At 50.9% G+C, this 13,476-nt stretch carries 15 protein-coding genes and 1 pseudogene; 1 reads left to right on the top strand and 15 read right to left on the bottom strand.

All coding sequences use genetic code 11. From position 1 onward, the window contains the following. Positions 1 to 92 precede the first annotated feature (92 nt). The 8 genes from ULO1_RS05450 to lspA form a co-directional block, all read right to left on the bottom strand. The gene (locus ULO1_RS05450) at positions 93 to 1,442 is read right to left on the bottom strand and encodes a TldD/PmbA family protein (RefSeq protein ID WP_079933120.1); all 1,350 of its coding nucleotides are present in this window, start codon (positions 1,440 to 1,442) and stop codon (positions 93 to 95) included. Between the two features lie 121 nt (positions 1,443 to 1,563). Further along, a complete protein-coding gene (locus tag ULO1_RS05455; RefSeq protein ID WP_079907091.1) occupies positions 1,564 to 2,151 on the bottom strand; it encodes a TetR/AcrR family transcriptional regulator in 588 nt (195 codons plus the stop codon). A gap of 64 nt (positions 2,152 to 2,215) precedes the next feature. Continuing rightward, the gene (locus ULO1_RS05460; RefSeq protein ID WP_079907089.1) at positions 2,216 to 3,724 is read right to left on the bottom strand and encodes a long-chain-fatty-acid--CoA ligase; all 1,509 of its coding nucleotides are present in this window, start codon (positions 3,722 to 3,724) and stop codon (positions 2,216 to 2,218) included. 125 nt (positions 3,725 to 3,849) lie between these two features. Next, on the bottom strand, positions 3,850 to 4,776 hold the full coding sequence (locus ULO1_RS05465) for an MBL fold metallo-hydrolase (RefSeq protein ID WP_079907087.1): 927 nt from the start codon (positions 4,774 to 4,776) through the stop codon (positions 3,850 to 3,852). A gap of 120 nt (positions 4,777 to 4,896) precedes the next feature. Next, the gene (locus tag ULO1_RS05470; RefSeq protein WP_079907085.1) at positions 4,897 to 6,702 is read right to left on the bottom strand and encodes a sporulation protein YpjB; all 1,806 of its coding nucleotides are present in this window, start codon (positions 6,700 to 6,702) and stop codon (positions 4,897 to 4,899) included. Between the two features lie 122 nt (positions 6,703 to 6,824). Further along, complete coding sequence (locus tag ULO1_RS05475; protein ID WP_079907083.1) at positions 6,825 to 7,145, bottom strand: metalloregulator ArsR/SmtB family transcription factor; 321 nt, start codon at positions 7,143 to 7,145, stop codon at positions 6,825 to 6,827. Position 7,146: 1 nt separating this feature from the next. Next, entirely contained in the window at positions 7,147 to 8,133 is a 987-nt protein-coding gene (locus tag ULO1_RS05480) for an RluA family pseudouridine synthase (protein ID WP_200806936.1), read from the bottom strand. Beyond that, a complete protein-coding gene (gene lspA / locus ULO1_RS05485; RefSeq protein WP_078665067.1) occupies positions 8,123 to 8,581 on the bottom strand; it encodes a signal peptidase II in 459 nt (152 codons plus the stop codon). Before lspA ends, ULO1_RS05480 begins: the two co-directional genes overlap by 11 nt. Positions 8,582 to 8,679: 98 nt before the next feature. On the opposite strand from lspA, the gene ULO1_RS05490 reads away from it, so the two are divergent. Then, the gene (locus ULO1_RS05490; RefSeq protein ID WP_079907081.1) at positions 8,680 to 8,985 is read left to right on the top strand and encodes a DUF5671 domain-containing protein; all 306 of its coding nucleotides are present in this window, start codon (positions 8,680 to 8,682) and stop codon (positions 8,983 to 8,985) included. A gap of 43 nt (positions 8,986 to 9,028) precedes the next feature. Here the strand turns inward: ULO1_RS05490 and ULO1_RS15125 are convergent. From ULO1_RS15125 to ULO1_RS05530, 7 genes and pseudogenes are all read right to left on the bottom strand, one after another. Then, positions 9,029 to 9,264 (bottom strand): annotated as a pseudogene (locus tag ULO1_RS15125) (diguanylate cyclase domain-containing protein). Positions 9,265 to 9,413: 149 nt separating this feature from the next. Further along, positions 9,414 to 10,085 (bottom strand): TraR/DksA C4-type zinc finger protein, encoded by a 672-nt coding sequence (locus ULO1_RS05505; RefSeq protein WP_159071830.1) that lies wholly within the window; start codon positions 10,083 to 10,085, stop codon positions 9,414 to 9,416. A gap of 12 nt (positions 10,086 to 10,097) precedes the next feature. Next, a complete protein-coding gene (locus tag ULO1_RS05510) occupies positions 10,098 to 10,622 on the bottom strand; it encodes a nitroreductase family protein (RefSeq protein ID WP_079933121.1) in 525 nt (174 codons plus the stop codon). Between the two features lie 11 nt (positions 10,623 to 10,633). Then, a complete protein-coding gene (locus tag ULO1_RS05515; protein ID WP_078665062.1) occupies positions 10,634 to 10,933 on the bottom strand; it encodes a DUF5665 domain-containing protein in 300 nt (99 codons plus the stop codon). A 50-nt stretch (positions 10,934 to 10,983) separates the two neighbouring features. Next, complete coding sequence (locus ULO1_RS05520) at positions 10,984 to 11,529, bottom strand: O-acetyl-ADP-ribose deacetylase (protein WP_143325411.1); 546 nt, start codon at positions 11,527 to 11,529, stop codon at positions 10,984 to 10,986. A 91-nt stretch (positions 11,530 to 11,620) separates the two neighbouring features. Next, positions 11,621 to 12,979, bottom strand: coding sequence for a PFL family protein (locus tag ULO1_RS05525; protein WP_079933122.1), 1,359 nt, complete (start codon positions 12,977 to 12,979; stop codon positions 11,621 to 11,623). A 17-nt stretch (positions 12,980 to 12,996) separates the two neighbouring features. After that, positions 12,997 to 13,278: an ACT domain-containing protein gene (locus ULO1_RS05530; RefSeq protein WP_078665059.1), complete on the bottom strand. Its 282-nt coding sequence runs from the start codon at positions 13,276 to 13,278 to the stop codon at positions 12,997 to 12,999. Between the last annotated feature and the right edge of the window lie 198 nt (positions 13,279 to 13,476).

The raw sequence follows: 13,476 nt of genomic DNA on the forward strand, positions 1-13,476 counted from the left end.
CCACCTGTCTTAAACCCATCAGTACAATATTTTACCACAAGTAGTCAAGGGAATAAAGAAGCATGCCGGAAAAAATCCGACATGCCAGACTGCTACTTGCCACTGACGGGCATGGCTTGAATGCGCACAGTTGGTGAGCCTTTGCCGCCAAAAAAGGTCAGGTCATCAGCAATGGCATCGATTTTTTGCAGTAGCTCAGCCAGATTGCCGGCCAGTGCCACTCCCCGTACCGGTTTGGTTAACTGGCCTTTCTCAATCAGGAAACCGGCTGCTCCAACGGAAAAATCCCCGGAAATGGGGTTGGCTGTATGCATGCCCATTACTTCCGTGACATAGAAACCATATTCAATCTCTGCCAGCAGCTGCTCAGGACTGACGGGTCCAGGCGCGAGAAAGAAATTGGTAGTACCGATTTCAGGAGTGCCTTTAAACCCACTGGGCCGCTGACCATTTCCAGTAGACTGTTTGCCTTCCTTGCGGGCTGCATAAGTGTTGTATAAAAAGCTGTCCAGTCGCCCGGCCTGAATCAGGATGGTCTCCTGGGAACGCACTCCTTCCCCGTCAAAGGGAGCGGACATAATCGCTCCTGGCCGTCGTCCGTCATCAATAAGAGTAACCAGCGGTGCCGCTACATTGCTGCCGATTTTGCCGGCAAAGAGGGACTTGCCTTTTTGAACGGCCTCTGCGGACAAAGCCGGAGCCAGCACGCCCAGGAAAGCGGTAGCAATGCGGGGAGCAAATACCACTGGCATGGTCGCAGTGGTAAGAGGTTCTGCTCCCAGCATGCGGGCTGCCTGCAAACCCGCTTCCCGCCCGATTTCTTCCGGGTTCAGGCTGTTAAAATCCAGAGCATAATTAAAGTGATATCCAGTCTGGGCTTCCCCCTTATCTTCAGCCACTACAAAGGCATAAGCCCCACAGTAGCCTCCCTCATAACTGGTCTTCAGACCTCTGGTATTGACAATGGCGATAGTGTACTGGCTTTCGGAATACCCGCAGGACTCAGTGATTTTTACCCGCGGATCAGCGGCATGGGCTTGCGCCTCCACCCTTTTAGCCAGCTCGATTTTGGTTTCAACCGGCGTCTGCGCCAGCAGGGGGTCTAGTAATTGAAGCTCAGGATAGTCCTTAGCGTTTTCCGGCAGGCCATAGGCCGGGTCAGCCGCAGTATGTACGGCATTAGCCAGCGCCTGCTCCACTGCCCTTTGCACAGCAGCAGGCGAAAAGTCACTGGTATAGGCAAACCCCAGTTTGCCTTCCCGAAACACTCTAATTCCCAAACCCTGTTCCTCCGCCATTTTCAGGGTTTCCACCTGGCTATTCGCCACATCTACTGACAATTCCCGGGAAGAGGAGAGATAAATTTCCCCTTCCACCGTTCCCGCTTTTTTCAAATACGCCAGAGCCTGTTCCCCTATACGCAGGAGTTCTTCCTGTTTCATCCGGCCAACTCCTTTCTTTATCTTCTGCTTAGTATAATTCATCATTCTGGCCCGTATTCCTGCCTGAAAGAAAAAACGGCCCGAAAGGGGCCAAACCGAAAAGATAGGGGGTAGGTATATGCTAACGGCCACAAAGACCGTGTAGCAGCATTTGAAAAACCTGTGGTACCTGGGCCGCCAGACTGTAATGGCGACGGCTCCAGACCCAGCGAGTAACAATATCATCCAGGGTGCCAAAGATCATTTGCCGGGCCAGATATTTATTCAGATCAGAGGCAAAAACCCCCTGGGCCTTCCCTTCTTCAATCAGCTCTTCGATCAAACGGAAATAACCGCGCAGGGTTTCCCCTAGAGCCAGGCGCAAGCGCGGGTCGGACTGGCGCAATTCCACCTGGGTGACTGTGGCCAGATCCGGACTGGCTTCCAGCTTGGTCAGATGAGCCTCCACCAGTTTACGCAGTTTGCTAACCACATCCGGCATTGCTGCGATTTCCTGGCGCACTTCTTCAATAAACTGGCCCATAAACTCATTGAACAAATCAATGAGAATTTCCTCTTTGCTGTCGAAATAGAGATAAATGGTTCCATCGGCTACCCCGGCTTCCCTGGCAATCTTGCTGACCTGGGAGTTGGCATAGCCATTGGCAGCAATCACTTTTACCGCAGCATCGAGGATGGCCTCATACTTCTCTCCCTTTTTCTTTGCCATCTCTCTGCCCCCACCCAATCATTTTTCTGGTTCTCTATCATGTTAGCCAAGGAAAGGCCATTTGTCAAGCCCCGAGCTGCTCTTTCAACACCCGCCGCAAAATTTTGCCAGTGCTGTTTTTGGGAAGCTCCGGCGTAATAATTATTTTGGCCGGCACTTTATATTTAGCCAAATGCTGGTGACAATGCTCTAAAACCTCTTCCTCAGTTAAAGTTTGACCAGCTTTAGTAGCGACAAAGGCCACTACCGCTTCACCATAATCCGGATCTGGCACACCGATTACCGCCGCTTCTAGCACCTGGGGTATCTGATATAAGACCTCTTCTACTTCCCGGGGATAAACATTGTAGCCACCAACGATGACCATGTCCTTTTTGCGGTCTACAATATAGAGATAACCCTCTTCATCCCGCCGGGCTAAATCGCCGGTATGCAGCCAGCCGTTCCGCAAGGCTTCCGCCGTAGCTGCTGGATTATTGAAATAACCGGCCATGACATTCGGTCCCTTTACAACCAGTTCTCCTACTTCTCCTGCCGGTAGTTCGCGGTCATTGTCATCCACAATTTTCACCTCCACCCCTGGAATGGTCAAACCAATGGACCCAGGTTTGCGGGCCCCATCAATGGGGTTGAAGGACACTACCGGACTTGCTTCAGAGAGCCCATAACCTTCCAGAATAATAGTCCGGAATTTGGCTTCGAAATTGCGCAACAGCTCTACCGGCAAAGAAGCTCCCCCGGAAATGGCCAGCCGCAAACTGCGAAAATCTTCCGGACGAGCGTTAGGAATTTGCATAATAAAATTGTACATCGTCGGCACCCCGGCAAAGACTGTTGCCTGCCAGTCCCTGATCACATTTACCACTTCAGCTGGTGAGAATTTGGGCAGGATATACATCGGACTTCCTACCAGTACGGCCATATTCATGCAGACAGTCATGCAAAACACATGGAACATAGGCAAAACAACTACAAAACGATCATCTGCAGTAGCCCGGACATAATGCCGTAATGACTCTGCATTGGAACAAAGATTTTTATGAGTGAGCATAGCTCCCTTCGGCTTCCCGGTGGTGCCAGAGGTGTAGAGGATTACCGCTACATCATCTTCATGTAGCTCCGGCCAGCTGGTTAAAGGCACTGCCTCTAAAGCCTCAGCCCAGCTAATGGCCCCCTCTACCTTTTCTCCACAGGCAATTACCCAGCTCAAATGCGGCAAGTAAGCTCTATACTCCAGCAAAGCTGCAGCAATCTGTGGTAAAGTCACAACCCCGACAGACTGACTGTCCATCAGAATATAGCCGATCTCATCTCTGGTATAAAGGGGATTAATGGGAATCACACGGGCACCCAGGCTAACCACAGCATAATAGGTGATGAGAAATTCCGCCGAATTGGGCAAAATCAAAGCTACAGAACAATCTTCCTTAACCCCAAGTTCTCGCAATTTACCCGCCAGCCTGGCTACCTGCTGTCCCAGTTCCGTGTAGGAGCAGGTTTTACCAAGATAAGTATAGGCCTCCGCCTCTCCCCTTTGCTGTACACTATTAAATAAATTCTCCCGCAAGTTCATTGTCTCTTACCTCCCTATGAATGAACGCTCATTCCCCTCCTTTGATTGTAAAGTATTATTTTCTGAAAATATATTCATTTCGCCGAAAGGTCGAAAATCGTCCATGAAATGCCAAAAACAGCCCCCTAACGGAGGCTGTAATAGTGAACATTATCTTTAGCGGTTACTGTCACTTTTCCTTCCTGTTCTAGCAGGTCCAGATGCCCCCAGACCTTGGAGATGCCCAGGAAAACATCCAGGGCCTTCATGTCGGGATACACCTGGCAAGCTATTTGGTAGGGAGTTTGGGGCGTGATATCCAGGGCTGCCATTACCGTTTGCTCCCGCTGTTGATGATAGTCACGGAACCGCGCCAGAACCGCGGCTAGATCAGTAAAGGGCTGGCCATGGCCCGGATAGACCAGCTTTACCGGCAATGCTGCTACCATTTCCACGCTCTGCAAGTACTCCAGCATTGACCGCCGCCGCTGGCCATCCTTACCCTTGTCCAGAATGGGATTGGGGGAAATATCGCTTAAAATGTGGTCCCCGGAATAGAGAATTCCATGCTGACGCAGATAAAAACAACAATGTCCCGCTGAGTGTCCGGGAGTAAACAGGGTTTCCAGCGGGCCCTGTACCGTTTCAAAAACATCTCCGGCTTTTAATGCCCTTACTTCTACATCCTGCAAAGGCACTACATAGGATTGCCGCGACTTCTGGTAAACTTCCGTTAATTCCGCCAGCATCTCCCCTGGCACGCCGCCCTGGATCAGCAGCTCCGCCCTGGCCAGAGCCTGGCTTCCCGGCTCCTTTAATCGTTGAAACTCATCTTCATTTAAGTAGACCGGACAATTATGCTCACGGGCTATTTCCGCTGCCAGCCCCAGATGGTCGGGATGGCCATGGGTAACCAGTACACCCTGCAAAGGAGCAGGCAGCCAGTCCTTAATCAGCTGCCGGGCTTCAGGGGTCGCCACCCCGGCATCAATTAAATAAAAACCCTTTTCCCCCTGTAAGGCATATAAGTTAACCGGCCCCACCGGAAAAGGTGTAGGAACTGTCAGTTGCATCTACATTGCCCCCTTAATGAATAACTGTTCATGAAAAAAAGTATATACTATTCCACCATAATCTGCAAGACAAAAAACAAACTCCCTGCTTTTATTAAGCAGGGAGCAGTTTGAATTAACCTAATTCCGGGCAGGTTTGTTCTTTAATACCCAGATTAATGCTATTACAGCAGCTGCCAGCAATAGGCCCTGGGCTGCCAGGGATTCCATGGAAGGATACAGGCCAATCCCTTGCACTTTGGGAATCCAGGGAATGATCGTTTCACCAACAACCTTTCCTTCCTGCAATTCGTGAATCCCCACTCCGGTAAATTTAAAGGCCAGATAATAGAGCAAGACCCCGGTAATGGTGAAGAAAGGTTTAATGGGAACCTTCATCCCGAAGACGAAAATGGCAACGGCAACAGCCGCCAGAGCGGCAGTGGCAATAACCATACCGGTACCAGCACTGGCCCAGCCAATCTGAGGGATCAGGGCAGCGTAAAACAGAACTGTTTCAAATCCTTCCCGGAATACCGCCAGAAAGGCTACAAAAGCCAGGGACAGGACATTATTTTGCGCCAGGGACGCCTGCGTCTGACCGGAAATATATTTTTGCCACTGTTCAGCATTGGCTTTGCTGATTAACCAGTAACTTACATAGAACAACATGCCAGCTGCGATAAGAGAAATTGCCCCTTCAGCGATTTCCCGGTTAGCCACATTGGCAGTAAAGGCAGCACCAAAGACCCACGCCACCAGGAAAGAGGCCACAACACCGAGGATAGCGCCAGCATAAAGATATTTCACTTTGTCATTTTGTCCAGCCTTGCGCAAAAAAGCCAGTAAAGCTGCAAACACCAGCAAGGCCTCGAAACCTTCTCGCAGTAGAATAGTGGCGGAATCGATTATGCCACTCATATTGCCTTTTTGGACCTGAGCTTCTTCCCCTGGGGCTTTTTCATCTTGCAGTTGCTTGACCAGGGCCTCAAGGGCTTCTACCTTTTCCTTGATTTTTCCCTGTTCAGGAGCAGAAGTTGCTAAAAGTTTCTTGGCTTCATCCAGAGTATTTTCAATTTGTTCGTGCAAGCCTTTCTGACTGGCCTTGACTTCTGCCTCAATTACTTCATATTTCTCATAGAATTCTGCCAGTTCAGCTTTGGCTTTCTCCCAGTTTTGTTCTTCCACAGCTTGCAAAGCTGCTTCCAGTTTTTCCTGCAACTCAGCCAGCACTTTAACTTTGCCTTCAGCTTTCTGCTCAGCCGGTGCGATGGCAACCAGTCCGGATTCGATTTTTTCCATGGCCTCTTTTACCTTCTCTGCGGAAACCGGATTCCGGGCCAACAGGGATTTAATCTCATCTACTCCTGCTTCAATAGCTTCATGGGCCTCCCGGTTAGATACCTCTACCTGTTTCTCAATGGTTTCATAGCCCAGATAAAATTCCCCGATTTCCTCTTTTACTTTATTCCAATCTCCTGCCTTTGCGGCTGCTTCCGCTTTTTCGAAGATTTCCTTTAACTCTTTTTGTTTGGCAGCCACATCTACTGTCTTACCTTCAGCAGCATCTTCCTGGCCGGACAGTTCTTTTAATTCACCGGCAATCGCTTCAAGATGTTGCTCTACCTCTTCGCTTTTCACCTGCCTGGCAGCCAGCAGTTTTTTAACCTCATCCACATGTTCCTCAATTTTCTCATGTTCTTTAGCAGCTACTGCCTTGACCTGGGTTTCAATTCCTTCGTATAGCTCATAAAATTCCTTGATTTCCTTTAAAGCCTCGGTATTTTCACCCTTTTTTACCGCCTCTTCCGTTTCCTCCAGGACACGCAATAAAGCCGGGATTTTGGCAGTAGCTTCTGCTGGCATTTTTGTTGCGGCCCAGACGGAGCTGGTTGTAAGCAAAATGGTGGACACCCCTAATGCCGCTAGCCATTGTTTGACTTTCATTGTTGTTCCTCCTTATGATAATGATTTTCAATTGCATTATACTGCTAATGAAAGTCATTGTCAATGGCTATAGTCCTTTTTTAATCCATTTGTACTATAACAAAATAAAAAGCTGTCGTCCTTCAGTCGACAGCTTTTGCCAGTTCCGCTTTTTGCTGAGCCTCCCGGCTGATGATACCCTTTACCTGATCCAGAATGACCAGCACCTCGGGATGCACTATCCTGTAATGTACCCAGCTCCCTTCCCGTCGGCTGCTCACCAGGCCCTGCCGGCGCAGGATCGCCAGATGCTGGGAGATATTGGCCTGGTCCGCCTGTAAATCCGCAATAAACTGACAGACACACACTTCCCCCTGGCGCAATTTCTCCAGTATCTGCAAACGCAACGGATGGGCCAGGGCTTTTAGTATGTCTGCTTGAAGTCGCCATACTTTATCCTCCATGTTAAGCTTGCCTCCTTCGCAATTGTGCCAGTACGTCCTCCATCTCTGCCGGAAGTGGAGCAGTAAATTCCAGATATTCCCCCGTGCGCGGATGTTTAAACCCCAGCAGATAAGCATGGAGCAATTGCCCTGCCAGGCCAAAATGGGCTTTTTGGGGGCCATACTTGGGGTCCCCTACTACCGGATAACCCAGATAGGCCATGTGTACCCGAATTTGGTGGGTGCGACCTGTTTCCAGTTTACATTCCACCAGGGTATAATCACCAAAGCGCTCTTTCACCCAGTACCGGGTAAGGGCAGGTTTCCCGTTTTTGACATTAACTGCCATGCGTTGCCGGTCTTTAGGATCCCGGCCGATAGGTGCATCCACTATTCCCGCTGGCTCTGTGATATTACCATGAACTAAAGCCAGATAGCGGCGGTTGACTGAACGTTCCTTGATCTGAAGGGCCAACTGCTGGTGGGCCCAGTCATTTTTGGCCACCATCAGAAGGCCGGAAGTATCCCGGTCCAGGCGATGGACAATCCCCGGCCGCAGCTGGCCATTGATACCTGACAGGTCCTTACAGTGCCAGAGCAAGGCATTGACCAGTGTCCCCGTCCAGTGACCTACCGCCGGATGAACCACCAGGCCCCTGGGTTTATTGATAACAATTACATCCTGGTCCTCATAGACCACCTCCAGGGGAATGGGCTCCGGCTCTACCGTCAGGGGCCGAGGGACAGGAACCTGCAGATTGACTTCATCTCCAGCTTTTAATTTATAGTTGGCTTTTATTTTTTGACCATTAACCTGAACCTGACCTTCATCAATGAGAGTTTGTACGCGACTGCGACTCAAATCATCATATTTTCTGGCCAATGCTAAATCCAGCCTGGTGCCCGCCCACTCTGGCTCTACCTGCCAGCTTCGTTCTTCCACCTCAGCTGTTTCAGCCTCAGATTCCAGATCCTCTTCATCTTCAGGCCAGAATTCATTAACCTTCATGCTCTGATACTTCCTCCTTTTTCTCCTGTTGCCACAAATGCCAGATCAGCATCCCCACTCCTACTGTAATGCCGATATCCGCCACATTGAACACAGGCCAAACCTGAAAGTCCAGAAAATCCACTACGTAACCAAATCTAAGGCGGTCAATGGCATTGCCAATAGCACCAGCTGCCTGCAAGGCCAGCGCAGTCCGCAACCAGAGCTGTTCCCGTCCAATCCGGGGCAGGTAAAATAAGACAACAGCCACTACCACCAGAGCCACCAGCAAAAACAGGCCCGTCTTAAAGGGCATCAAACCGAAGGCCGCCCCCGGATTAGAAACATGGGTAAGGTGAAACACCCCCGGCCAGATTGGGATGGAATTGCCTTCCGGCAGATAATTTAAAACCAGATATTTGGTCAGCTGGTCCAGGGCCAGCCAGCCCGCTAAAAGCCTCCAGAACATTCTCTTCCCTCCAAAAAATTTCGCTCTCCTCATTTTATCATAGCTTTTACAACTCCGCTACTTGATAGTATAATAGAGAGGAAGGGAGTGTGAATTCAATGGCGAGCAACTGGGACATTCGCCGCATTTATCTATATCTGGTCGCTTTTGCTACCCTGATGATGATGGTGATCGGTGCCATCCGGGTTGTGGATGCAGTGGTCAATATCGTTTACCCCGAACCCCCTCCGGTAGTTTACAAAGATCCTAACAGTACCCAGGCCAGCAAGGAGGAACTGCAACTCGAACAGGAACGGCAGCGCTACTATCGAATTAGAGAATTAATCAGCTCCCTGGCTATATTCGGTGTTGCCACTCCGGTTTACCTCTATCACTGGCATAAAATTCAGCGCTCGGAAGCATAAAATGGGCCCTCCGCAAATCCTGCAAGCGGAGGGCTGGCTTGTTTTATGCTTCTGTCCAGATCACCCGGTTGCGCCCTTGTTGTTTGGCCAGATAGAGGCGGCGATCAGCACTGGCCAGCAAGTCCTCAGCTGATTTGTCTGCCCGACTGAAAGCCAGACCTATACTGACAGTAACCCGGGCCTCACTGCCGCATCCCGGCTGCGAATCCCCTGTTGTAAAATCTGTCCCACCCGTTCTAAGAGCCGGTCGCCGAAGTTATGACCATATGTATCATTAATTCAATTCGCACTGCATCATACATACCGGCTAAAATTTCATTGATTGAGCTTTTTATCGCATTCAGCAATACTTCCTGTACAAATTTTCCCCCTAAAATTATTCTTAGTCAATATCTTAAGGGGGAAAATCCACTGGCGTCAAGAGCAATTTATTCTTCATCTCCGGGAGTTTGACCCCAGATCACCCCATCTTCCCGGTCATAGGGAATATGGTCTACATCTTCGGTATAGCCAGCATTTTCGTCAAAATCCAGACCGCCGGTATAGGAGCCTGCCCCGGCAGCATCACTGTGTTCATTCCAGCGATAGAGAGCCTGCATGGCATCTTCCCCGTCAAACATCTGCTCATCTTCGGCATCGCCCAGTTCCCGGAAATTGGTATCATGGCTCTGCATGGCCAGGGGCGGTACCACTACATCCTCTTCAATGGGGCGGGGATGGCGTTTGGTTCCCAGCTGTTCCTGATGGCGCTGGCAGCGTAAACAGGCAGTAGCCCAGGGCATGGCTTCCAGCCGCTCGCGCGGAATGGTTGCTCCACAGAATTCGCAGATGCCGTAGTTACCTGCTGCAATTGCCTGTAAGGCTCTTTCTCCTTTGGACAGCAGGACTTCGAAATTGTCCTGGATTCCCAGTTCCTTTTCCCGTTCATACAGCTCACTGGCCACATCAGCAGGATGATTATCGTAGAGGGAGAGTTCGGAAGTAGTTTCCTGGAAGGAACGTCCCAGGCCATCCTCCCGTAAATCCCGCAGGCTTTCCTGCCATTCTGCCATCGCTTGCTTGATTCTTTCTGCTTGCTGTTGCATAAACTGCTGGTCCATCATACTGCCTCCTCAGTCCAGGATGACCACACAATCATTGAGGGAGCGCCGGGCCGGTTTGGCAGATTCCTCCGCAGCATATCCCAGAGGAATAATGGCCACCGGAAGCTCATCCTCCCCTGCCCCGATTATACGCCTGACTTCCTTCTCCAGAAAGGCCCCTACCCAGCAACTGCCCAGGCCGACGGCATGGGCAGCCAGCAACAGGTTCATGATGGCGGCTGCTGTGTCCTGAATGACATAAAGGTCCCGTCCCCGGGGCCCATAATGGGCAGCCACCAGTTCCGGCAGTGCTGAGACCACTATCACTACCGGGGCAGAAGCGATAAACTCCTGTTGCCAGGCTGCCTCTCCCAGGGCCTTTTTGCTCTCCTGCTTTTTGACCACGTAAAATTTCCAGGGCTGCAGATTGCCGGCACTGGGGGCCTGCAGAGCTGCCTCCAGAATGCGGGTAATGGTGGCATCAGCCACTGCTTCCCCGCTGAAACGGCGTACACTCCGCCGTTCTGCTATAGCAGCAAAGACATCCTTGGTCATACCGCTTCCTCCTATGGGCGAATTTGTAACTGGGTCTGGACAATTTTCACCAGTTCAGCAATAAAGGAGCCGATCAGGGGCAGGTTTAAGATGGCCAGGCGCCGCAGGATATAAATCAGCAGCGCTCCTAGCAGGGCAAAGCCAATGGCCATACCAAACCCCCGGGCAATACCGGCCAGGAAATTGAGATAAAGCAAGCGGGTTGGCTTGCGCAGTAATTCTACATACTCGGCCAGTTTCATCTTTTCCATCGCCAGGCCCAGTTCCTCGATTTTTCTCTCCAACCGGGCCCAGGTTTCACGCTCCGTCATGCCCATCCCCCGTTTCTGCCCTCAGTTTACCCCCGTGTACCGGGAAAAATTCATGGAAGCAGTTCCTGCAAAGCCTCCTGGTAAGTCGCTAAATCCCGTGATTTGAATAAAACAAACCGCACTTCCTTAAGGGTAGTGGCTTTTTCCAGAAAAGTGATTACCGTGCCCAGCGCGACCCGTGCCGCCTCCGCCACAGGATAGCCATAGGCCCCGGTGCTGATGGAAGGAAAAGCGATAGTGCTGAACCCCCTTTCTTCGGCCAAACGCAAACTGTTCTGATACGCCTTTGCCAGCAATTGGGCTTCGCCGGCCTTTCCTCCCTGCCAGATGGGTCCAACGGTGTGGATCACATACCTGGCTGGCAGCTTGCCCCCGGTGGTTATCACCGCCTCCCCGGTGGGCAGAGGTCCCCTTTGGGTACGAATGGCCTGGCATTCAGCCATAATTTGTGGCCCTCCGGCCCGATGAATAGCACCATCTACTCCGCCACCCCCGGCCAGGGCGTTATTGGCGGCATTGACGATAGCATCCACATGCTGCTGGGTTATATCCCCCTGAATTAGCCGTAACCTAATTCCGTTGATTATTCTTTCCACAAAACATCACCCCCGGTTACCATTTTATCCTGGCCTTAAAATTAATGACAATATATCAAAAAATCCTCCCTGCCAGAGGGAGGATTTGCAATTAATTTTTCAAGCTATTGATCGGTGCAGGAATCCGGCCACCGCGGGCCACAAAGGCAGCGCTGCTCTCCCGGTGTACCGGGATGATGGGAGCCCTGCCCAGGAGACCGCCAAACTCCACCACTTCCCCTACCTGTTTACCTGGCACAGGTATAACCCGTACAGCAGTAGTCTTCTGGTTAATCATGCCGATAGCCGCTTCATCAGCAATAATGGCACTGATGGTTTCCGCCGGTGTATCTCCTGGAATAGCTATCATGTCCAGTCCGACAGAACAGACACAGGTCATGGCCTCCAGTTTGTCGATGGTCAGGGTCCCGGCTTCTGCCGCCCTGATCATGCCGGCATCCTCACTGACCGGGATGAATGCTCCGCTCAGTCCACCAACATAGGAAGAAGCCATGGCACCGCCTTTTTTGACGGCATCATTGAGCAATGCCAGGGCCGCCGTGGTCCCATGGGTACCTGTCCTTTCCAGCCCCATGGCTTCCAGGATATCAGCCACACTGTCCCCGATGGCCGGTGTAGGGGCCAGAGACAGATCCACAATGCCAAAAGGCACTCCCAGCCGGCGGGATGCTTCCCGGCCGATCAACTCACCCATGCGGGTAATTTTGAAAGCAGTTTTCTTGATGGTCTCGGCCAGGGTGCCGAAATCAGCATCAGGCATTTTGCTGACCACATTGCGGACCACCCCTGGACCACTGACTCCCATATTGATAACCGTTTCCGGTTCCCCTATCCCGTGGAAGGCGCCGGCCATAAAAGGATTGTCCTCAGTAGCATTGCAAAAAACCACCAGCTTGGCACAGCCAAGACCATCCCGGTCAGCGGTTAGCTGAGCGGTTTCTTTGATGATTTGCCCCATCCAGGCAACAGCATCCATGTTGATCCCTGCCCGGGTGGTCCCGACATTGACGGAAGAGCAAACCAGTTCCGTCTGGGCCAGTGCCCGGGGAATGGACTTGATCAAGTTAATATCCCCTTTGGTAAAACCTTTATGAACCAGGGCGGAAAAGCCACCGATAAAATTAACCCCAACCTCTCTGGCTGCTTCATCCAGCGCCAGGGCCAGTTCCGTATAATCATCGGCCCGGCAGGCTTCTCCCACCAGAGCGATGGGCGTAACGGAAATACGTTTGTTAACAATGGGAATACCATATTCCCTTTCCAGCTCTTCCCCCACCGCCACCAGCCGGGCCGCCCTGGTCGTGATTTTGTCATAAATACGCCGCCGTACTTCCTTTATGTCTTCATGAGCACAATCCCGCAAACTGATGCCCATAGTAATGGTCCGAATATCCAGGTTTTCTTCCTGCACCATCCGGATGGTCTCCAGAATTTCTCTGTTGGTTAGCATGTTCGCCGTCCCCCTTCTTAAATCCGGTGCATATAGCGGAAAATATCTTCCTGCTGAATGCGAACCTGCACTCCCAGTTCCTGGCCTTTGGCATCCAGGGCCGCCGCCAGGGCAGAAAAATCTATAGTGGCCTCTTCCAGGTCTACCAGCATCATCATGGTAAAGAATTCCTGCATAATGGTTTGCCGAATATCCAGAATATTGACATTATAGCCAGCCAGCACTCCCGTTACCCCGGCAATGATACCTACCCGGTCCTGTCCTAATACCGTTACAATAGCGCGATTGGATTTTTTCATTTTTACCACCCCTGTTTCTGCACAGACTTTAGCTTATAGTTACTATGTTATAACAAGTACATACCTGCTGACAAGTCTTTTTTAGATGTATGCTTTTTGCGATGTACCCTTTTTCAGAATGAAAATTGCTAAAAATATTATAAATAAATTTTTTTAAACATTATCATTCAGTTGTTTAGCAAGGATAACGGTATCTCT

It is taken from the genome of Carboxydocella sp. ULO1 (assembly GCF_002049255.1).
Lineage (GTDB): Bacteria > Bacillota.